The sequence below is a fragment of the Flavivirga eckloniae genome (assembly GCF_002886045.1).
Taxonomy (GTDB): Bacteria; Bacteroidota; Bacteroidia; order Flavobacteriales; family Flavobacteriaceae; genus Flavivirga; species Flavivirga eckloniae.
The window spans coordinates 3,079,567-3,102,433 of the sequence record NZ_CP025791.1; the positions used below are offsets into that span (position 1 = coordinate 3,079,567).

Here is a 22,867-nt window from a genome sequence, read left to right on the forward strand (position 1 = left end):
TTAGTTTTTTAGTTAATTTAATTTTTACAAATAGCACGTTTACTTTTTATAGTTTGCTATTTGATTGTTTGTATTGTAGGGATTTAGTAATCATTAAGTTATGATTAAAAAAAGATTCTTAAGTCAGTGAAATCTTTCTTTTTAGATTACATTTTGTTCAAAAAAGAGATATAAGGAGAGTTTTACTTCCGAAAACCCTATTTGTAGGATAATCAGTATTTTATGTGTTTGTTGCGGATATAAAAACCTATCTGGAGCAAAGTGTGAAATTTGAACACTTCTAAAAAGGTTCTGTACAGTTATAGGTGCTTTTAAAAATTTAGCATACAAAAGGCTGTGGACTTACAATAATTGAATTGCAAGTCCACAGCCTTAATTTTTTAATCTATAATATTTAGTTCCTTGTTTACTCCAACAATTCAGGCGTATTAAGAATCAATTCTATTTTTTTAATAATGACAGTAACTTGATTCATTTGTGCTTCTATATTTCTAAAATAGAGGCTAATATCTCTATTAACCCAGCTTTCTGAAATAACTCTGGCACCCAAACTAATTCTTAACACGGCACTTTGAAAATCGTTGCCATATTTTACATTAACGGCCTGTCCGATATGACACTTTTGAGCGGCTAACCTGATGATTTCTATGGAAGCCCCTTCAAACTGATCGGATATATCAGAATTCAACAGCGTATAGAGTTTCTTTACGTTGTCAAGAGATAGCACTTCATTGTTTTTGCGGATAAAGAAAGGGAAAATAGTTCGAATGTTTCTAAGTCCGAATTCTTCACTATTATAGGTGTTAATCTTTGTTTCATTTTCAAAAAGCGGTTCTAAAAAAGTAGAATCTTTTATAGAATCTTCAACAAAATTACAAAACATCTCTATCCCTAAATTCCTGTATAAAATAGGAGTTTTGTAATATCGATCCATTTCGGTTATAGCCGCATTCCAACGCATATGCGAACCATAATTGAATCCACCGGATAAATTTTTAGAACAGAACCATGACACTGGCCAATCGGAATGATTATAATAATAAGTTAAACCTTCTGGTAAAGTATTTTTTGCAGATTGAATTGATTTGCTAACACTTCCTGGTACAATCAATGCTCCAGAATATGGAGGACCTGTAAAATATTTACTTCCAGTTATAGTAACAATATATCCTTTGTTTAAATAATTCTGCAGATCTTTAGGGTCTAACCTAAGTTGCGATCCATCTACAATAATTTGTATCGATAAATCGTCAAGCGTTTTTAGTTTTTGCATCATATCCTCACTAGGTGACTGATAACCTAATTTAGATTGATCCATGACATGTAATACCACATGTTTTCCTAGCTCGTTGGTTTTCGAAATAGCATCAAAAACCTCATCGTCTAATTGAAGTGATGATTTTAATTCACCATTTTCGTCTTTTAGAGGAATTTTAATCAAATCAACATCCCTAAAGCCTTCAATTGCATCCCCTTTTTTTACAGGGTGATCCAAGGCGGTTGTGTTTTCAAAATGACACCCTTTTAGTGCAGCAGGAACACCACTACCTGTTTCATCGGATGCTACTAAAACATGAGTGATTTCTTTATCGGAAACAATTTGGGTAATGGCTGCGATTTGAAGCGCAGAATCTGTACCCGATGGCGAAAAGATTATTTGACACTCATCGTTAATGTTAAGGATTTTTCTAAGACTGTTTTTCAGTGATACCGAAAACTCCGTGGTCGTCTCATTAAACCCTTTTTTTAAGCTATTTTGAATTAATAGCGATCTAGCTTTGTCGGTTTTGTCAAAAGCGAAATTCGACACACTTGTAGCAGTAGATGAAGCAAAAGTAAATGCTTCGGGTCTTGGAAATGGTCTGCAACCGTACTTATTTAACAATTCAAACTCATCGATATTTAATCTAAGATCGCCACCAGACATTAACAAGTATTCGGTTGGTTTTGCCAGATTTTCAAGAATGGGTGCCCAAGAAGCCTTAAATTCGCCGTTTACGTTATTTAATCCATGAAAAGGTCGTAACGCTTCGTATTTCGATAAAGATTCGGTATTTAAATCTTCATTTTTTTTGATAAGATCGATTAAATAATAATCAAGATTTTTTAATTTTTCTTTATCCTTTTTTGGTAATAAATCATAAAATATTTGAGTGACCTTAAGCGCTGCCAGATCACATAAAATAGTATTGGATTTATCTGCGCCTAAAGCTTTATACCAAAGTTGCCATTCAATACCATATCTTAAGTAAATTAAAGCCAATACAGGCTTTTCTAAAAACAACGAGCCTATTTTAATGGCTCGGTTAGGAATAATTTTAAATAGATCAGGTTCGGTATTAGAAGTAATAATATTAATACTGTTTATTTTTGGCGCCGTGTTAAATCGCTTTAAAACTCTAACAAGGTAATTAACGTTTTCCTTTTCAAACAGACTGGTTCTATTATATTGATTCTCAATGATTACATTACTTGTCTTCATAGGGGGTTTTTAATTGTAATTAATCCGAGCTTTCTTTTTCATAAAAGTCGAATAAGTTTTGTCCTTTTTTAATGTGCGTTTTCTAAAAACATGCAAATCTATCAATTATGTTTTATTAAAAACATGATGAATTTCATGATTTAGATTTTACACAAAAGTAACGAACCCGTATTCGCAATCGTATGTTTTGATACAATAGTTATTAAAAGTTTTAAGCCTTAACACGAAGCTTAAAACTTTTATCGATCCGGAGGTGTATTTGACTAATAGAGGATGTTTTATAAAGAATCGATTGTACGTTGAAGCATTTATTTTTTAAAGTATAGTTTTAATAAGTCGCAAATTTATTGTAAATTTTATAGGCATTAATATTGTTAAATTTTTAGAAAAAATAATGGAAAAGAAAAACATCTCTACTGCCTCGAAAGATAGAAAACCATATCTGTCGGAACCCATTTCAGGAAATGGAGAAAGATTTCATGTGGGACATGACCAAGTAGATCCGTTAGCGACACAACCATGGAATGGGTTTGTTCCTGAATGTACATTGGAAAACCATGATGATTGCAAATATTTTCCAGCACAAACGGCTAATATTATTGTAGACGGAGTTTATGATAAAATAAGAATAAAGAGCAATAAATGGATTGAAATGGCTTGCGAAGAGGCGAAAATGTCGATTGAAGAAGAAGGAGGGCCGTTTGGAGCAGTGATTGTTCAGATTGATGATGATACTAATGAGGTGATTCGTTACTGGAGGAACCACAATCAGGTAACCTCAATAGGAGACCCTACGGCACATGCAGAAGTTATGACGATACGTAGTGCTTGTGCTTCTTTAGGAGTTTTTAACTTGGCAAAAATAGAAAAGGAACAAGCCAAATTACCGCAACAAGGAAAAACATCCCATTGTGTTATATTTAGTTCTGCAGAACCCTGCCCGATGTGTTTCTCGGCCGTTTCCTGGGCGAATATAGAGCACCTGTATTTTTCAGCCACACGTTATGATTCTGCAGTACAAGGAGTGGGGTTTTCCGATGAAGCAATTTATAACGAACTTTCTAAACCCTACCATCAAAGAAAAATGAAAGTGTATCAGTGTAGTGCTCCCAACTCACTTGATGCATTTAATACATGGAAAGTGATACCGCACATAGATTATTAACTATAAATTTAAGACAGCCCCTTAGCAGTTATGTAATATCTAATCAATTATTTTTTACCCCTAAGCCAAATGTTTCTATAGCATACTTGCCTAAGTTTAATTTAGTAGGTATTGATGTAGGATGCTCTTCATTAATATTAGTATGCTTGTATGATTCGATATCAAAATAAGAAGATACGTTACTTTTTTAAGGTGAATCTTGGATAAGAGAATTTATGTCGTTGTGTGTCCCAGACTTGTTTCAGAACTATTTTTTTACAGTCACAGTGCTCCCCTCTTTAAATTAAAGCCGAGAAATGAATTTCGATTTTGATAAAAATAGGAAGAAAGAGGAGTTTTATTAAAAATAACAAACAAATATAATCCTCCGAATCCCGATCTCATCGGGATCCACCTCCCTTTTTAAAAGGGAGGAGCACCTTGAATTCTTAAGCAAGATTCACGTTTTTTTAACTCCTAAAGATAAAGTGGAATGATTGAATTAAAGAGCTGCAGTTTAAATAGAAAAGTTTATACAAGTACATAGAAAAGTCATTTAACTATTAAGTCATGTCGTACTTATAAATATTTTGATTTACAAACAGACATTGTATAAATTGAAAACTTGTATAAATAGTGTCAATTGTTTGTTATATCTAAAAAGAACTATTGTATAAGATTAAAAGCTATTAAGAAATAAGAGCTGAATAAAGTTTTATAACAACGGAAAAGATATACCTCATTTTATTTTTAGTATTCGCACTGTTTTTCAAGCAACTTCTTAGCTAAGATAGAAGAAAATAATGTAGAATTTGAAGTAGAACTAATGAAGTCCGTGTTACTTATAACATTCCCGCTGGCGCTTGGCATAATATAGCCAAGGTTAAGGGTTGCGAAATTATAATTGTTGAAAAATCAAATACCCGTGTATCCGATTTTGAATTTTTTCAACTAAGTAAAAAAGGAAGAAATGGAGGTTTTGGTAAAAACGCTTTTTAACCAAAACCAAACTTTTAAATAATGTTTTAGAATGCAATAAACAAATATAGACTTATGATAGAAATTGACTTAAAAGACAAAAGAGTATTAGTAACAGGAGGAAGCCAAGGAATTGGAGCAGACATATGTAGAAAAATGGCCGCATGTGGAGCAGATGTTTTTATTAACTACAATAGAAATGGACAAAAGGCTGAAGAATTAGCACGGGAAATTGAGGCTGCTTATAATGTTAAGACAGGTATTGCAGGAGCAGATGTATCGGATAGTGCTCAAGTTAAAGCTATGTTCTTGAAAATGGACAAGGAACTGGGAGGTATAGATATTTTGGTCAATAACGCAGGTATAGAAAATGTAGTACATGTACTTGATATGGAAGAGGATGTATGGGATAAAATTATGAATGTTAATTTAAAAGGTCCATTTTTATGTTCGAAAGAAGCAGGAAAAAGAATGGAAAAAACAGGAGGAGGAGTTATAATAAACATCTCATCAATTCACGACACCGTTCCTAGAAAAGGTTTAATACACTATTGTTCTGCAAAAGGTGGGCTTAAAATGTTCTCTAAATGTTTATCCTTAGAATTAGCAGAAAGTAACATACGAGTAGTTTCGATCGCTCCGGGAGCAATAACTACCGAAATGAACAGAGAAGAAATTGCCGAATTCGGTAAAGAAAAATTCGAAAACTGGATTCCGCAAGGAAGAATCGGAAATGTTGGTGATGTAGCTCATACCGTTGCGTTTATGGCAAGTGAGTTGGGAGATTACGTTAATGGTACCGATATCTATATAGATGGTGCATATATGAACCATACAATACAGTACGACCCAAGACCAGAGAGAAAAAACAAGTAAATCTAAAATGTCTAAGAAAATAACATTAAAAGGTATTGCATGGGATCACCCAAGAGGGTACGAACCCCTTAGAGCAACGTCTAAAGAATTTACAAAAATATACCCCGAAGTAACCATAAACTGGGATATTCGCTCATTAAAGGAATTTGGTGATATGCCTATTGAAAATTTAATCGATACTTACGATGTAATTACAATAGATCACCCTTATATGGGCCAGGCATATACAAACAAGCTTTTACTGCCATTAAATGAGCAGCTATCAGAAGGTGTTCTAAAAGAGCTAGGAATCCAATCTGTAGGAGCAAGTTTTAAATCGTATAACTACAATGGTGACTTGTATGCCCTGCCTATCGATGCGGCAGCATTGGTTTCGGTATCAAGAGCAGACCTTGTAGCGAAATTAAATTTAGAACTACCAAAAACACGTACAGGGTTGCTTAATTTCTACCAAAAAGTACCTAATGAATATAAAGTTGCATGGGCGTTGTGTCCAACAGATTTATGGTGTGCTTTTTTAACATTATGTGCCCAAGATTCAGGAGGAGATTTTATTAGCGAAGCTGGAGTAGACGAAAGCATAGGAAGTGCTGTTTTAAGAGAATTAAAACATCACCTTAAATTTGCACATCCAGAATCTATAAACTGGAACCCTATTCAGATTTTAGATAGTATGGGAAGCGATAACACAATTATTTATTCACCATATTTATTTGGGTATACCAATTATTCCAGAGCAGGTTACTCAAAAAACATACTATGTTTTGGTAACAGCCCAACAAACCCTAAAACAAAAGTTTCGAGCATACTTGGAGGAGTTGGTTTGGCTGTTTCTTCTAAATGTGAACATCCTGCTTTAGCAGCAGCTTATGTGAGTTACACGGCGAAAGCCGAAACTCAGGAAGGCGTTTATACTAAAAATGGTGGACAACCCGGTAATCTGGTAGCCTGGAAAAGTGAAGACAACAATAAACTATGTAATAACTTCTTTAAAGACACACTTGAAACAATGGAAAATGCGTATGTACGTCCGCAATATCCCGGATGGAACCAGTTTCAAGAACAAGGAGCCGATATATTGCATAATGGTATTGTAAAGGATATTTCATCAGATAAATTAATGAAAGAGTTAAATAAGTTATACCAATCAATTGTTTGACATGAGTAAAAATTACAAGAATATAGAGATAAAGATAGAAAACGGCATTGGCGTTTTAACATTCAACCGACCAGATCAGCTCAATGCAATGAATCGGGAAACGATGGATGAGATTATTGACGGTATTGAAGAAATCAATTCGAATAATGAAGCAAAAGTTGCGGTAATTACAGGAGCAGGCCGGGCTTTTATGGCAGGAGCAGATATTAAAGAATATGGAAGCCAAACGCCCGAACAGTTCAAATCGTTTCAACAACGAGGTGAAGCATTATACGAATCGATTGAAAATGCACCTAAACCGTGGATAGCCGCTGTAAATGGCTATGCGTTAGGTGGTGGTTTCGAAATAGCCCTCTCCTGCGATATGATAGTAGCATCAGAAGAGGCTAAGATGGGACTTCCGGAAGTCTTTTTAAGCCTTGTGCCCGGAGGCGGTGGCACACAACGTTTAATTCAGAAAATAGGGATTAACCGAGCAAAAGAGATACTATATACAGGAGGACAATATTCAGCAGAAGCATTATTCGATTGGGGTATTATAAATCATGTATTTGAAGCAAAAACATTTGAAGACGACACATTGCGTTTTGCAGGGAAGCTAACCAGAAGACCTTCAAAAGCAATAAAAGAGTTAAAAAGATTGGCGCACCTTAGTCTTTCACATTTACCGTTCAACCAAAGGCTTGCAGAAGAATGCAAAACCGTATCCGAACTGTATTATAGTGAAGAGGCTCAAAAAGCAATTCGAGATTTTATAGATAAAGCTTAAAATGGATCTATTAACTTTTTTTATAGGCAGTTATACCATGTTTATTACCCCAGATTTTGGAGGTACAGGGCAGGGTATTTACACGGTACAATTAAACACCAAAACAGGTGAGTTAATAACCCTGCACACTCAAAATACACTAAACCCGAGTTATCTAACCATTAGTAACGATAATAAATTTTTGTATTGTAATACAGAGGTTGATATGGGCGATAATCCGAAAGTGCAATCCTATAAGATAAAAGAAGACTTTTCGCTTGAATTTTTAAACGAACAACCTGTTTCGGGAGGCTATCCATGCCATATAGAAACCTATAATGATAACATATTGGTTGCTAGTTATGGAACAGGTAATGTTTTGCAGTTTCCATTGAACGAATCGAAAGAACTGATGCGTTCTAAAAAAAACTACCATCACGTAGGATCGAGTATTAATGAAGAAAGGCAAGAAGGGCCTCATGCACATCAAGTTGCAATTCACCCAAATAAAAGAGACATTTACGTTTGTGATTTGGGTATTGATACCATTAAGGCATATCGTTTTCAAGATTCAGAGCTGGTGCCTAACCAAGCAAAAGATATTTTGGTAACCAAAGGAGGCGGACCTCGACATATGGTCTTTAATAAAGAAGGAAGCTTAGCCTATGTGCTTAATGAACTAACAGGAACCGTTTCGGTTTTAAAATACGAAAACGATATGTTTAAAGAAACGAGTACCCATAGTGCGTTGCCAGAAGATTACAAAGGAATACCTAGCGGATCTGCGATACGAATACATCCCGAAGGAACATTTTTATATACAGCGAATAGAAAACTAGAAGCCATAACTATTTTCAATATAAAAAGAGATAAGTTAGAGCTTATAGATTATCAATATACCAGAGGAGACGAAGTAAGGGAATTTAATATTACTCCAGATGGAAAATGGTTAATAGCCTGTCATCAAAATTCGCACGATACGGTAGTTTATAAAATTAAAAGTGACGGAAAATTAACAGAAACATATCGTAGCAAGGAAATTCTATCGCCTGTTTGTATCGTTTTTCCAGAATAAATATCAAAATGATTAAAACGCTTTTAAAAAAAGATATCTGGTGTTCGCAAGTAAACACGTTTGATAAGATGATAGAAGGGCCACAAATCAAGCATAGTGAAACACCACAAAAGTATATAAGCCGGCACCTTTACTAAACGAAGATGAAGAAGAAATACTAAAAGAATTCTGTACTTAAAACAAATAAAAAGTAATATAGATTATAATTAAAAGGTATAAAAATGAAATTAGGATTTGGCTTATACAGACACATGCTCAATGAAGCAAACTATAAGTTTGCAAAACAATGTGGAGCTACACATTTGGTGATCCATTTAGTAGATTATTTTGGACACAATAAAGATAAGGCAGATCAACCCATAGGAGGAGAAAGAGGTTGGGGAAAAGCTGGAAATCCAAATGAAATGTGGACGTTGGATGAGCTAAAGACTATTAAAAAAGAAATTAACGATCAAGGGTTAGAATTAGAAGCCATAGAGAATTTCGATCCTGCACATTGGTATGATATTTTATTGGACGGACCTCAAAAAGAAGCCCAAATGGAGAACTTAAAACAACTTATACGAAATGTAGGTAAGGCAGGAATTCCCACTTTTGGATATAATTTTTCTTTGGCAGGAGTAGCGTCAAGAAGTCAAGGTCCTTACGCCAGAGGAGAAGCCGTTTCTGTGGGGATGGATGGTACTGTAGACGAAACACCTATACCTAAAGGAATGGTATGGAACATGGTGTATAGCGAAAATGAACCAGAAGGTACATTGCCAAAAATCGATCATGATGAACTTTGGCGTAGGCTTCAATATTTTCTTAGCGAAATTATACCTGTGGCAGAAGAAGCGGGCGTAAAAATGGCGGCGCATCCAGACGACCCTCCAATGCCTTATGTTAGAAATACACCAAGATTAGTGTACCAACCAGAGATGTATCAAAAGCTAATTGATATGCAACCAAGCCCATCGAATAACTTAGAGTTCTGTTTGGGGTCAATAGCCGAAATGACCGAAGGAGATGTATACGAAGCAACAGACAACTATAGCAAACAAGGTAAGATTAGCTATATTCATTTTAGAAATATTATTGGAAAAGTTCCCAACTATAAAGAAGTTTTTGTTGACGAAGGAGATATAGATATGTTTAGAATTTTAAAAATCCTAAAGAAAAACAATTTTGAAGGGGTTTTAATTCCAGATCACACACCTCAAATGACCTGTGATGCCCCTTGGCATGCAGGAATGGCGTATGCAATGGGGTATATGAAAGCGGCATTAGCGCTTTTAGAATAAAAAATAAGTAGCTATGGTTTTAAAAAGCCAATAAGAGACTTATTTGAGTTTAATTTTTTGACAGGGAGGATACATTAACCATTTAATGTGTCCTTCCAAAAAAAACATCTAGTATTTGTATTAGGCTTAAAGTAAAACAAACTGAAAATAAAAACAAACCAAAAGTTTAAATTAAAATGAGTAGCAATACTATTAAACTTTTAAAATGGATTAGTGCGGGGTTATAAATTCTTAAGTAAATGAAAAGACGGAAATTTATAAAAATTACAGGAGCTTCTGGAATTGCACTCGCCGGACTATCACCTCTTATATCATTGTCTTGTAGTAAATCAGGAATTAACAGAGCATTAAAAGATCAAGCACTATTGGCATTTAAGCGTTTTGAAAATGTTTGGGATTTTCCCGATTTCTGGAAAAGGGGGAATACTTTCGATGCCTGTTTGGTTTTTGCAAACGCAGTACGGAAGCAATGGGCAAAAGATTCCCGGGTTGAAGCAATGAATAGCAAGATCGTAGAAATGTTAGTGCAAAATTTAGCCTTTTTTAAATCGGTTGATATTGAAACAATGTGGGCAGACGATTTTGGTTGGTGGGGATTAATGGGGTTAAACGCCCGAACCTTTTTGTTGGCTCAGGGAGAAGTAGCATTAGCCGACCAATATTGGAATCTTTCAGATGAGTTGTGCTGGAAATATAAAAAAGAAGTAGCTTACGATCATACCAAAACAGCATTACCAATTCCCCATGGTTGCAGAAATGGAGATGCGGGAGGGAATAGCTTAGGAGTAAAAAACACAGTTACCAATGTATTATTGTTCCTGCTCTCATCACGTATTTATAGAGCGGCTAAAGCTGAAAATAGAGAAGATACAGATAAGTATCTGGAAATGGTTTATCAACAATGGGTTTGGTTTACAAATTGGTTTAAACTAGAAGAGTATGAGTTTTTAAAGAAACTAAGTACCAAAGGCGCTTTAGTACAAGAACGTCCTATGGCCATGGTTGAAGGTTCTGGATATACCAATAAAATTCACCCGCCATGGAAAGAAGGATGGGTATGGACAGGCGATCAAGGTATGTTGGTTGCAGCCTTAAGTGATGTGATTGCAATCAAAGAAGATCTAGCTGTATATATTAAAAAGAATAACTTAAACCCAGACTTTGATATTGTCGATTTTGAAAAAGAAGCAAAAAGTTACATTCGTTTAATAGGAAAAGGTGTAGAGAATGCTCTAGTTGGAGAAGTGGATGGTATTATTAGAGAAGCACCTTGCCAGTGTAGCTTTGGTCCAGAACATGCAAGAGATTATGTAGCAGGACGAGGTATCATGGTACGTTATCTTGGTTCAAAAGAAGAAAAATCTAAACTTGGCGTAAACATTAATGGCGCTATTTTTAAAACACTAGATGCCATTTGGTGTACAAGGGATGTCGCTAAGAATCAATTTCAGCCAGAATTTACGTCGGTAAAGCATGATAAATTATATGTAGAGCAGTTCCGAAAACTATGGGGGTTAGCAGACGATGTATATAAATGGGATATAGATAATATGCCCGAAAAAAACAAAAACGCTGTATGCCAGGCAGTAGGCTTAGATATATTGGGAGCAGCAATAAAAGCATTATAATAATTTGTAAAAACTTAACTAATAAATAAACACATGAATCTAATCAATAATCATACTATAAAAAGCATAGTGATATGTTTTATTGTAACAGCTTTTTATAGTTGCAAGGATGGTAATAATCAAGGGGATGCAAATACACCAGCTAAAAAAGAATTTTTAGGATATGTGGATACACGTGTAGGTACAGCAGCCAGTATTGCAGATATTACAGTTACTGAGGCGGAAGAACCTATGGGTTATGTATCGCCAATAGTAGGAAATCCATCTGCTTTAACACATTGGACACCACAAACTGCTAAATGGACAGAACGTATAGTTACAGTTCCAGTTCCTTATTGGTACGATCAGGAAAAAATTCAGGGGTTTCGAGGCACAAGGTATCCAAACGGTGCTGTAGTTGGCGATTGGGGCCCCATGTCATTAATGCCAATGACAGGAGAAGTTGTCATTGAAGCGGAAGCCCGAGCGTCTAAATTTAGTCATGATAGCGAGATTGCTAAACCACACTATTATTCGGTTAAATTAGACGATTACAATATAAAAGCCGAATTTACAGCAGCTTCTAAAACAGCATTCTTTCAATTTACATATCCAGAATCCAAAACGTCATCGGTAGTTTTTGATGGGGTGTATGTTCCGGGATATTATAAAGTGATCCCAGAGAAAAATGAAATAGAAGGTTACACCGTTATCGCTGGTCATTTTAAGAATCACTTTGTGGCAAAATTTGATAAAAAATTTGAAGTTTACAATCTAGATATGTTGCCAAATGTGGTAGATGCTAATTTGGTTCCGGAAGGATTCAAAGCAGAATATTACAATAACGATAAATTAGAAGGGAAACCGGATGTAATTGTAAACCATTCCGAATTGAATTACGATTGGCTAAAAGAACCGGCAAAAGGTGTTAAGGCAGATTTCTTTTCGGCTAGATATACAGGTACTTTTGTTGCAAGACATACCGGAGAACATACATTTGAATTAACTACTAAAGATGGTACGCGAATGTATATAAATGGCAACATGGTAATTGACGAATGGAAGTATAGAGCAACTGGTACAAACGTACACAAGGCAAACCTTACAAAAGGAGAGAAATACGAAATACGTATCGAATATTACGATGGTTCAAGTACCACCGAGATGCATCTTAGATGTTCAGAACCAGTAGAATTAGATCCTAAATTAGGTCCTCAAATGGCACTTAAAGGAGCAGATGGAAATGCAGTATATGTAACCTTCGCCACAAAAGATCAGGAAAAAGTGAAGATGAAGGTTGGTACGTCCTTGATCGATATAGCACAAGCTCGAGCGAATATGGAAGAAGAGTTTCCAGATTTCGATTTTAAGAAAGCAGTGGCAAAAGGTGCCGAAGTTTGGGAGAACGAATTAAATATGATTCAGGTTGAAGGTTCAGAAGATGATAAATCTATTTTCTATACAGCCTTAACAAAATGTTTTGTAAACCCACGTAATTTAAATGAAGGCGGACGATACTTTAGTCCATTCGATTATCAAGTACACGAAGGAAACATGTATACCGATTTGTCTATTTGGGATACATTCCGTTCGTTGCATCCGTTATGGGTTATCATAAAACCTGAAGAAACTACCGATATTATTAACGGTATGCTAAACACGTATAAGCAAGGAGGTTGGTTGCCAAAATGGCCAAACCCGTGGTACCGTAGTATTATGATGGGAACTCATGCCGATGCCGTAATTACAGATGCTTATATAAAAGGCATTAGAGGTTTTGATGCCGAGTTAGCTTTCGAGGCAATGTTAAAAAATGCTACCGAAAAAGGAAATCGAGGGTTTTCTGGTCGAGTAGGTATCGACTACTTTAATGACATAGGATATGTGCCTACTGATATTTTCGGATTTTACGGCGAACCAGTGGCAAGAACTCTTGAGTTCTCTTACGATGATTATTGTATTGCTCAAATGGCGAAAGCTTTAGGCAAAGAAGATCATTATACCGATTTTATGAAACGCTCCAAACGATATATTAATGTTTTAGATAAAGAAACCGGGTTGGTGCGTGGAAAAAAATTAAATGGCGAGTGGTTACCTCCTTTTGATAAAAGTATTAGTGTCTGGGCACAAGGTACAGACCACGACACAGAAGTATATTATAAAAACCACACCTTATTAGTACCTCACGATATTCCTGGGCTGGCTGAGTTTATGGGAGGCGATGAAAAATTAGTAGAATATCTGGACGACTTCTTTGATAAGGATATGTATTATGTGGGCGACGAATTTTCTATGCATGCACCTTATATGTACAATAGTCTTGGGAAGCCGTGGAAAACTCAAAAAGTAGTTAGGGATATGTTAGCCAAATACTTCTTTAATGATGTTGGCGGATTGCCTGGTAACGATGATTGCGGTCAAGTATCTTCATGGTACGTTTTTGGTGCAATGGGCTTCTATCCAGCTAACCCTGGAGACCCGATATATCAAATTTGTAGCCCTGTTTTAAATAAGGTTGATATAAATGTTGGGAAAGGAAAGGTGTTTACCATAATTGCGAATAACAATTCAAAAAAGAATATGTATATCCAATCGGCAACCTTAAATGGAAAGCCTTATAATTTGAGTTGGTTTCACCACAATGATTTAATGCAAGGAGGTGAGTTGATTTTTGAAATGGGACCAGAACCAAATAAAAATTGGGGTTTACAAAATAATAAATGAAAAAAGAGTACTTACTAGAAGCTTGCGTAGAAGGACTGGATCAAGCAATACGTGCAGAGAAACAAGGCGCAGATCGCATTGAACTTTGCGAACGTTTAGACTTGGATGGTCTTACGCCAGAACCCGAAATTATTAAGGCTGCTTTCAAGAATTGTAACATACCAATAAGGGTTATTATACGTCCAAGAGAGGGCGATTTTATTTATTCCGATTCAGAACTGGATCAAATGAAAGATAGCATTTGTCTTTGCAAGGAAATAGGAGTTGAGGGTGTGGTTTTTGGAATTACCACAAAAGAAAATACATTGGATCTTTCGGCAATTAAAGAGTTAACCCGCATAGCTTCACCGCTTAAAGTAACAATTCATAAAGCGATAGATGTAGTAACAGACCCATTAACCGAATTAGATAATTTAATAAATCTAAAAGGAATAGATGCTTTGCTTACCTCTGGTAAAGCCACAACGTGGAAAGGCGGACAAGAGTTGATTAAAGCACTTATAAAAAAATCAGAAAACCGTATACAAATTATTGCTTGTGGTAAAGTGACCAAGGAGAATATAGGAATAGTACATAAAACCATTCAATCTTCTGCTTATCATGGTAAGCTTATCGTTGGCTCATTATAATATTGAATATTAAGCGTAACAAATCTTATATAATCACTTTTATGAAACACACACTAAAGAACTTTTATAAATGCAAAAGCTTATGTTTGTTGGCAATCTTGTTCATAACAGGCTGCGGAAAAAAATCAGATCAGAAAAATAAAGAACTTCCTAGAGTTGCCATAGCAGGTTTGGGTATTGAGTCGAGTACGTTTTCACCAGCAAAGAGTACTGAAGAAGCCTTTCATGCACTTCATGGCGAGGATGTTTATAGCTATTTTTCGTTTTTAAATGCAGATTCATTGGTTAGAAAGCAGGCAGAGTATTTCCCGGCAGTGAAAGGGCATGCACTTCCCGGAGGCATTGTAACTAAGGAAGCTTATGAGTCCCTTATGGCTAAAACTCTGGAGAGCTTACGTGCCAATCTACCTTATGATGGATTGTTTTTTGATATACACGGGGCTATGAGTGTGGAAGGTTTAGATGACCCTGAAGGTGATATGCTTAAACAAATTAGAGAAATAGTAGGGTACGATTGTGTAATTTCTACATGTATGGATTTACACGGTAATGTTTCTGAACGATTGGCTCAAAATACCGATTTGATTACTTGCTATCGATTGGCACCACATGAAGATGCCATGGAATCGAAACGAAGAGCTTTAACCAATCTGTTGGAACGCTTAAAGAACGGGAAAGGTAAACCAGCTTATAAAGCATGGATTCCGGTCCCGATCTTACTACCAGGAGAAAAAACCAGCACTAGGATTGAACCGGGAAAAAGCCTTTATGCTAAGGTTGCGCCTATAGCTGCCAAAGAAGGCATTATAGATGCAGCTATTTGGGTAGGATATGCTTGGGCCGACGAGCCAAGAAACCATGCTGTTGTTATGGTTACAGGTGATGACAAGGAAAAAGTAAAAACATCGGCAGAAAGTTTGGCCAATAGTTTTTGGGAGGTAAGGAATGAATTTGAGTTTGTAGCACCTACCGAGCCATTTGAAACGGCATTACAAATGGCTATTGAAAGTGATAAAAAACCGTTTATGATGAGTGATATGGGAGATAACCCCACAGCAGGAGGAGCAGGTGATGTTACATGGACGCTCAATGAGCTCTTAAAAAAGGAAACTTTTAAAAAGCAAGAAGGCAAATCGCTTATTTATGCCTCCATCCCAGGACCAAAACTTATAGAACAAGTGTTAAAATTAGGTATCGGAACAATAGTAAAAGCACCGGTTGGAGCCGAAGTAGACAATCGATTTGCACCACCTATTCTATTAGAAGGAACAATAAAGGCTATAAGAGAGGGCGATAAACATGCTGAAGTTGAGGTCGTGGTAGAAGTCGGTAACATTTCGGTTATTGTAACCAAAAAGCGTAAACCTTATCATTATGAACGCGATTTTACCCAATTAGGACTTAATCCTCGAGAGGCCGATATCGTGGTAGTAAAAATAGGCTATCTAGTGCCAGAGCTATATAATATGAGAGGAGATTGGGTTATGGCGTTAACACCGGGAGGCGTAGACCAAGATTTGTACAGACTAGGGTATAAGCGTATAAAACGACCGATGTTTCCATTGGATTCTAACATGATTGATGTTGATTTAAGTGTTAGATGGATTCCTACTTCTTCTAAATAAAAAGAGTTGTCAGATTATTACTAATAACGAGACAGATAAAGAAAATTGGCAAGGTTAGAAAATTAATTTATTAACAGTTGGTTTCCTAACCTTATAAAACGATATGGTATTTATAAGCCAGAAGTCTTTATGGTTAAGGATTGTTTAATATAAATTTAATTTTACGTTAACTATAAGTAATTAATAATCATAGGTTTCAATTTTAATTTACTTATTTCATTAACATTGTATATATTTGCCTCATAAAATAAATGGGATTATTTTTTGTGTACTTATACTTTTTTTAACAAAAATGGTAATTGACAGATTTTACTTAATTTTTAACTAAAAATTGCTTTTCATCGATAATATATTGCACTTTATGGGTGTTTTTTTATGAATATTAGTATGTTTTTTTTGCTAGCTCACTTTTTTTAATATTTTTGTGACCCATATGACTGAACAAAATAAAAGAATATTAGCCTCAACCTTATTCATGTTAATAAGTTTTGTTAGCATGGCACAAACAACGCCTCCGCCTCCGCCTAGTGGACCACCACCAGGACTTCCAATTGATGGTGGCGTACTATTAGGTATGGTATTCGCTTTATTTTATGGAATAAGAAAGTTAATGATTAAGAATAATCATTAATTTCGACTTACTTGTTTAGTTCTACTAGCTTGGCAACATACTTACCTAAAACATCAAATTCTAAATTTACAGTAGTACCCGCTTTAAAAGTATTAAAGTTTGTATGCTCATAAGTATAAGGTATAATAGCAACACTAAAAGTATCTTTTTTAGAATTTACAACCGTTAAACTTGTTCCGTTAACAGTTATAGAGCCTTTTTCAATGGTGATGTTATTAAGGGAAGAATCATAAGAAAAGGTAAATACCCAACTACCATTAGCTTCTTCAACATTTATGCAAGTGGCAGTTTGGTCTACATGGCCCTGTACAATGTGTCCGTCTAATCGGTCTCCCAATTTCATGGCACGCTCCAAGTTTACTTTGTCGTTAACCTTTAAAGTACTAAGGCTTGTTTTGTCCAACGTTTCCTTTATAGCTGTAACCGTATATTCGTCACCATTTATGCTTACAACAGTTAAACATACACCATTATGAGCAACACTTTGATCGATTTTTAATTCATCTGTAATATTGCTTTTAATAGATATGTGAAGATTATCCAACTCCTCTTTTAAATTAGAAACAACACCTATATCTTCAATAATTCCGGTAAACATACTTTTCTCTGTTTATTTGGTTAAATTTGTCAAGCCAAACAAAACTCGAAACGATCGTTATTATTTTGAATAATCTTTTAGTTCATATTAAGTAGAAAACCCAAGCATAACATTAGTTATTGTTATGTTTTGTGTTGAAATAAGAGCTAAAAGAAATAAATAATAAGTTGTTAAGGAGCTTATTTGGTAACAAGACCAAAATTACAAACAAAAGTTGTTATTTTAATGAAGAAAGCAGAAAATATAATACTAGGAATATCCATAGGAGATTTAAATGGTATTGGAGGAGAAATCGTTTTAAGAACATTCGAAGATGCAAGAATTTTAGATTTCTGCACACCCGTAATTTTTGCATCAGCAAAAGCTATGAATTTTTTCAAAACCCATTTCAATTCCGCTATTCATTTCCATAATATTAATAACATAAGTCAATTAGCATTAGGAAAAATTAATGTGCTAAATTGTTGGAATACCCCAGTTAAGATTGAATTTGGGAAAGAAGATCCTAAGATTGGCGAGTATGCTATAAAATCTTTGGAGTCAGCCACAAATGCATTAAAAAAGAATGAAATAGATGTTTTGGTAACTGCACCAATAAATAAGCATAACATTCAATCGGAAGACTTCAAATTCCCCGGGCATACAGACTATTTGGCACAAGAACTGGAAGGCGAAAGTTTAATGTTTATGGTAACCGAATCGTTAAGAGTAGGATTATTAACAGATCATGTACCTGTAAAGGATATTGTAGAGCATATTTCGGAAGATTTAATCGTAAAGAAAATTAATACGGTTTACGACTCACTTAAAAGGGACTTTAAAGTGGGTAAACCAAAAATTGCAGTTTTGGGAATTAATCCACATACTGGCGATAATGGCGTAATTGGTAGCGAAGATGATAATGTGTTGAGACCAACACTTAAAAAAATTAGAGAAGACGGGAAATTAGTTTTCGGGCCCTATGCGGCAGATAGTTTTTTCGGGTCTAGCAATTATAAAAATTTCGATGCTATAATAGCAACGTACCACGATCAAGGATTAATTCCTTTTAAAACATTGTCGTTCGGACAGGGTGTAAATTTCACGGCTGGGTTAAATAAAGTAAGAACTTCGCCAGACCATGGAACAGCATATGAAATAGCAGGAAAAGGGGAAGCAGATCCGAGTTCTTTTAAGGAAGCCGTTTTTACTGCTATGCATATATATAAGAACAGAATTGATTATGAAGAGCTTACCGCAAATCCATTGAAAAAAGCAAACAAATAGATATAAACAAAAAAATGTTTATAAGTAATGTTGCATAAATAAAAATTCATATATTTGCAGGCTCAAAATAGATGACAGAATGAAGCCATTGAAAGAGTTTACAATTGCATTTGTAGGGCTAAAAGAAGCGAAACATCTTTTTGAGTACAAAATTGAACAAGCGTTCTTTGAGCATTTTGAGTATGAAGAATTTAATGATGTAAACATTAAAGTAGATGTTGAGTTAAATAAAAAAACAACATTACTTGAATTACATTTTAAGGTTTCAGGATGGGTAAATGTTAATTGCGATTTAACAAACGAACCATATAATCAAACTATAGAGAACGAGTTTAATTTGGTGGTGAAATTTGGAGATGAGTATAATGACGAAGATATTGATATTCTTATAGTACCCCACGGAACATACGAAATTAGCATACAGCAATACATTTATGAATTAATTGTACTTGCCGTACCAACTAAAAGAGTACACCCTGGAGTTGAGGATGGAACCTTAGATTCAGACATACTTGAAAAATTAGAAGAATTAAGTCCAGAACTTAAAGAAGATAAAGAAAAAGAAGACAAGGAGGATATTGATCCTCGTTGGAATACATTAAAGAAACTATTAACGGATAAATAAATATAGAAAATGGCACATCCTAAAAGAAAAATCTCAAAAACAAGAAGAGATAAGAGAAGAACACATTACAAAGCAACTGCGCCACAGATTGCTACATGTCCAACTACAGGAGAAGCTCATCTATACCACAGAGCTCACTGGCACGAAGGAAAATTATATTATAGAGGTCAAGTTTTAATTGACAACTCAGAAGTAGAAAACGTAGCATAAATATTATGCATGCATATAACTAAACGCTCCCCTGTGAGCGTTTTTTTTTATAGCCTGTTTTTTATAAAGACAAAAACAATTTATTTGTGTGTTATTACACCAAAATTTAGTAGTTTTCACCAAAATTTTAAATGTTTTTGTCCAGTTTTAGTGATTTTTTGGTCGAATTAACTATAAAGTTATGAGTAAAATTTCAGCAGCAATTACAGCTGTCGGTGCTTATGTGCCAGAATATGTATTAACCAACCAAATTCTTGAGACTATGGTTGATACAAATGATGAATGGATTACCTCTCGTACAGGAATTAAAGAGCGTAGAATTCTTAAAGACGAAGGGAAAGGTACTTCTTATTTAGCTATTAAAGCTGCCCAAGACCTTATTGATAAAAAAGGTATTGATCCTAAAGATATAGAACTTATTATTGTTGCTACTGCAACTCCAGACATGAAAGCCGCTTCAACTGCTGCCTATACAGCAAGCAATATTGGAGCAGTTAATGCCTTTTCATTCGATATGGATGCGGCATGCTCGAGTTTTCTGTTCGGTATGTCGGTAGCCGCGAGTTATATTGAATCTGGTAGATACAAAAATGTTTTATTAATTGGAGCCGATAAAATGTCTTCAATTATAAATTATAAAGATAGAGCTACTTGTATTATTTTTGGAGACGGAGCAGGTGCTGTTCTGTTTGAACCAAATGAAGAGAACTTGGGACTTCAAGACGAGTACTTAAGAAGCGACGGGACAGGAAGAGAGTTTTTACAAGCTACTTATGGAGGGTCGTCATTTCCTCTAACACATGAATCTATGGACGAAGGTGGACAATATGCTTATCAGGAAGGAAGAACTGTGTTTAAAAATGCGGTATTTAATATGGCAGATGCTACTGTTAAAATTCTGGAACGAAATAATTTAAATAAAGACAACGTGTCTTGGTTGGCGGCACACCAAGCCAACAAGCGTATTATAGACGCTACAGCACAACGTATAGAATTAGAAGAAGAAAAGGTAATGATGAATATAGAGAAGTATGGAAATACGACTTCTGCTACATTACCACTGCTTTTAAACGATTACGAATCGAAACTTAAAAAAGGAGATAATATAATATTTGCCGCTTTTGGAGGCGGATTTAATTGGGGCTCTATTTATTTAAAATGGGCGTATAATTCAGTAAACTAACCATTAACTAATCAGCAAAATTATGGATATAAAAGAGATTCAAAACTTAATCAAGTTTGTTGCCAAGTCTGGTGCAAGTGAGGTTAAATTAGAGATGGATGATATTAAAATCACTATTAAAACAGGATCAGAGTCCGATACAACCATCGTGCACCAAGTTCCTGCAGCTCCCCTTCCTCAAGCAACTCCTGTGGCCGTTCCTCCGGTTGCTGCTACAGAGGCTACACCACAAGCAAGTGAACCTGCAGCTACAGACGATTCAAAATATATTACAATTAAATCCCCAATAATTGGGACTTTTTATAGAAAACCATCACCAGATAAACCATTATTTGTTGAGGTTGGACAAACCATTGCCGAAGGTGATGTACTATGTATCATTGAAGCAATGAAACTTTTCAACGAAATAGAATCTGAAGTTTCAGGAAAAATAGTAAAAATATTAGTTGATGATTCTTCACCAGTTGAATTCGATCAACCATTATTTTTAGTAGACCCATCATAACCTATTAAAAATTCCAATATACAAATCTCAAAGTCCAGTGTTTGGAATTTGGCGATTGGAATTTGTAATTTTTAATTCAACAAGTTATGTTCAAAAAAATATTGATAGCCAATAGAGGTGAGATAGCACTACGTGTTATTAGAACCTGTAAAGAGATGGGGGTTAAAACAGTAGCTGTTTATTCGACTGCAGACGAGGAAAGTTTGCACGTTAAATTTGCAGATGAAGCGGTTTGTATAGGACCACCATCAAGTAGTGAATCTTATTTAAAGATGTCTAACATTATAGCAGCAGCAGAAATTACTAATGCCGATGCTATACATCCTGGATATGGGTTTTTATCAGAAAATGCTAAATTTTCAAAAATCTGTGAAGAGCATGGAATAAAATTTATTGGTGCTTCGCCAGAGATGATCGATAGAATGGGAGACAAAGCGAATGCAAAAGCTACTATGAAAGCTGCAGGCGTACCATGTGTTCCAGGAAGTGATGGTATTATAGAATCGTTTGAAGCATGTGAAAAGATAGCTGTAGAAACTGGTTATCCGGTTATGCTAAAAGCATCTGCAGGTGGCGGAGGAAAAGGAATGCGTGCCGTATGGAAACCAGAAGATTTAAAAGATGCCTGGGATTCGGCCAGACAAGAAAGTAAAGCGGCATTTGGTAATGACGACATGTACATGGAAAAGCTTATTGAAGAGCCAAGACATATCGAAATTCAGGTTGTTGGAGATTCTAGAGGAAAAGCATGTCACTTATCAGAGAGAGACTGTTCAGTACAACGTCGTCACCAAAAACTAACAGAAGAGACACCATCTCCATTTATGACGAAAAAGCTTCGTAACGAAATGGGAGAGGCAGCTGTTAAAGCAGCAGAATATATTAAATATGAAGGTGCAGGAACGATAGAATTCCTTGTAGATAAGCACCGCAATTTCTATTTCATGGAAATGAACACACGTATTCAGGTTGAGCATCCTATAACCGAACAGGTGATAGATTTCGATTTAATACGTGAACAAATATTAGTAGCGGCAGGAGTGCCTATTTCTGGAAAGAATTATACACCTAAATTGCATTCTATAGAATGTCGTATAAATGCAGAGGATCCATTTAATGGGTTCCGACCATCACCAGGGATAATAACTACATTACACGCTCCAGGAGGGCATGGTGTGCGTTTAGATACTCATGTTTATGCAGGATATGCCATACCACCAAATTACGATTCTATGATTGCTAAGTTGATTACAACGGCGCAAACAAGAGAAGAAGCTATTAATAAAATGAAACGGGCATTAGATGAGTTTGTAATAGAAGGTATAAAAACAACTATTCCATTCCATAGGCAGCTTATGGATCATCCAGACTATTTAGCTGGTAATTACACCACTAAGTTTATGGAAGACTTTGTAATAGAAAAAGAAGTAGAAGAATAAATTATATATCAAACTCCGAAAGCAATTTCGGAGTTTTTTTTGCCTTTATTTTTTTAAATAAAAATGAAATGAGTTTATTC

The 22,867-nt window shown here is 35.3% G+C and carries 19 protein-coding genes; 17 read left to right on the forward strand and 2 right to left on the reverse strand.

The genetic code is table 11. From position 1 onward, the window contains the following. Positions 1-406: 406 nt before the first annotated feature. Complete coding sequence (locus C1H87_RS12700) at positions 407-2,482, reverse strand: hypothetical protein (protein ID WP_102756174.1); 2,076 nt, start codon at positions 2,480-2,482, stop codon at positions 407-409. A gap of 394 nt (positions 2,483-2,876) precedes the next feature. Between C1H87_RS12700 and C1H87_RS12705 the strand changes: the two genes are divergently transcribed. The 11 genes from C1H87_RS12705 to C1H87_RS12755 all read left to right on the forward strand — a co-directional run bounded on the left by C1H87_RS12705 (position 2,877) and on the right by C1H87_RS12755 (position 16,961). Next, positions 2,877-3,647, forward strand: coding sequence for a nucleoside deaminase (locus C1H87_RS12705; RefSeq protein ID WP_102756175.1), 771 nt, complete (start codon positions 2,877-2,879; stop codon positions 3,645-3,647). A gap of 1,032 nt (positions 3,648-4,679) precedes the next feature. Further along, complete coding sequence (locus tag C1H87_RS12710) at positions 4,680-5,480, forward strand: SDR family NAD(P)-dependent oxidoreductase (protein WP_102756176.1); 801 nt, start codon at positions 4,680-4,682, stop codon at positions 5,478-5,480. Positions 5,481-5,487: 7 nt separating this feature from the next. Continuing rightward, entirely contained in the window at positions 5,488-6,639 is a 1,152-nt protein-coding gene (locus C1H87_RS12715; protein WP_102756177.1) for an extracellular solute-binding protein, read from the forward strand. 1 nt (position 6,640) lies between these two features. Beyond that, positions 6,641-7,408 (forward strand): enoyl-CoA hydratase/isomerase family protein, encoded by a 768-nt coding sequence (locus C1H87_RS12720; protein WP_102756178.1) that lies wholly within the window; start codon positions 6,641-6,643, stop codon positions 7,406-7,408. Position 7,409: 1 nt separating this feature from the next. Continuing rightward, the gene (locus C1H87_RS12725) at positions 7,410-8,462 is read left to right on the forward strand and encodes a lactonase family protein (protein WP_102756179.1); all 1,053 of its coding nucleotides are present in this window, start codon (positions 7,410-7,412) and stop codon (positions 8,460-8,462) included. A gap of 221 nt (positions 8,463-8,683) precedes the next feature. Beyond that, on the forward strand, positions 8,684-9,745 hold the full coding sequence (locus C1H87_RS12730; protein ID WP_102756180.1) for a mannonate dehydratase: 1,062 nt from the start codon (positions 8,684-8,686) through the stop codon (positions 9,743-9,745). 239 nt (positions 9,746-9,984) lie between these two features. Next, positions 9,985-11,373 carry a hypothetical protein gene (locus C1H87_RS12735; protein WP_102756181.1) on the forward strand — a complete coding sequence of 463 codons (1,389 nt, stop codon included), beginning with the start codon at positions 9,985-9,987 and terminating at the stop codon, positions 11,371-11,373. Positions 11,374-11,406: 33 nt separating this feature from the next. Then, positions 11,407-14,076 (forward strand): GH92 family glycosyl hydrolase, encoded by a 2,670-nt coding sequence (locus tag C1H87_RS12740; protein ID WP_102756182.1) that lies wholly within the window; start codon positions 11,407-11,409, stop codon positions 14,074-14,076. After that, positions 14,073-14,705: a copper homeostasis protein CutC gene (locus C1H87_RS12745; protein ID WP_102756183.1), complete on the forward strand. Its 633-nt coding sequence runs from the start codon at positions 14,073-14,075 to the stop codon at positions 14,703-14,705. The genes C1H87_RS12740 and C1H87_RS12745 overlap by 4 nt, the downstream gene beginning before the upstream one ends. Positions 14,706-14,746: 41 nt before the next feature. After that, positions 14,747-16,330: a M81 family metallopeptidase gene (locus C1H87_RS12750; RefSeq protein WP_102756184.1), complete on the forward strand. Its 1,584-nt coding sequence runs from the start codon at positions 14,747-14,749 to the stop codon at positions 16,328-16,330. Positions 16,331-16,763: 433 nt separating this feature from the next. Further along, positions 16,764-16,961 carry a PID-CTERM protein-sorting domain-containing protein gene (locus tag C1H87_RS12755; RefSeq protein ID WP_102756185.1) on the forward strand — a complete coding sequence of 66 codons (198 nt, stop codon included), beginning with the start codon at positions 16,764-16,766 and terminating at the stop codon, positions 16,959-16,961. Positions 16,962-16,968: 7 nt separating this feature from the next. Here the strand turns inward: C1H87_RS12755 and C1H87_RS12760 are convergent, their stop codons facing one another. Further along, the gene (locus C1H87_RS12760) at positions 16,969-17,559 is read right to left on the reverse strand and encodes a riboflavin synthase (RefSeq protein ID WP_102756186.1); all 591 of its coding nucleotides are present in this window, start codon (positions 17,557-17,559) and stop codon (positions 16,969-16,971) included. A 225-nt stretch (positions 17,560-17,784) separates the two neighbouring features. Between C1H87_RS12760 and pdxA the strand changes: the two genes are divergently transcribed. The 6 genes from pdxA to accC all read left to right on the forward strand — a co-directional run bounded on the left by pdxA (position 17,785) and on the right by accC (position 22,787). Further along, a complete protein-coding gene (gene pdxA, locus C1H87_RS12765; protein ID WP_102758258.1) occupies positions 17,785-18,825 on the forward strand; it encodes a 4-hydroxythreonine-4-phosphate dehydrogenase PdxA in 1,041 nt (346 codons plus the stop codon). A 79-nt stretch (positions 18,826-18,904) separates the two neighbouring features. Beyond that, positions 18,905-19,450, forward strand: a complete 546-nt coding sequence (locus C1H87_RS12770) for a YceD family protein (RefSeq protein WP_102756187.1) — start codon at positions 18,905-18,907, stop codon at positions 19,448-19,450. A 9-nt stretch (positions 19,451-19,459) separates the two neighbouring features. After that, positions 19,460-19,660, forward strand: coding sequence for a 50S ribosomal protein L32 (rpmF, locus tag C1H87_RS12775; protein WP_072400476.1), 201 nt, complete (start codon positions 19,460-19,462; stop codon positions 19,658-19,660). A gap of 181 nt (positions 19,661-19,841) precedes the next feature. Next, positions 19,842-20,843 carry a beta-ketoacyl-ACP synthase III gene (locus C1H87_RS12780; RefSeq protein WP_102756188.1) on the forward strand — a complete coding sequence of 334 codons (1,002 nt, stop codon included), beginning with the start codon at positions 19,842-19,844 and terminating at the stop codon, positions 20,841-20,843. 22 nt (positions 20,844-20,865) lie between these two features. Continuing rightward, positions 20,866-21,348: an acetyl-CoA carboxylase biotin carboxyl carrier protein gene (gene accB, locus C1H87_RS12785; RefSeq protein WP_102756189.1), complete on the forward strand. Its 483-nt coding sequence runs from the start codon at positions 20,866-20,868 to the stop codon at positions 21,346-21,348. Positions 21,349-21,434: 86 nt separating this feature from the next. After that, positions 21,435-22,787, forward strand: a complete 1,353-nt coding sequence (gene accC, locus C1H87_RS12790) for an acetyl-CoA carboxylase biotin carboxylase subunit (RefSeq protein WP_102756190.1) — start codon at positions 21,435-21,437, stop codon at positions 22,785-22,787. The last annotated feature ends 80 nt before the right edge of the window (positions 22,788-22,867 follow it).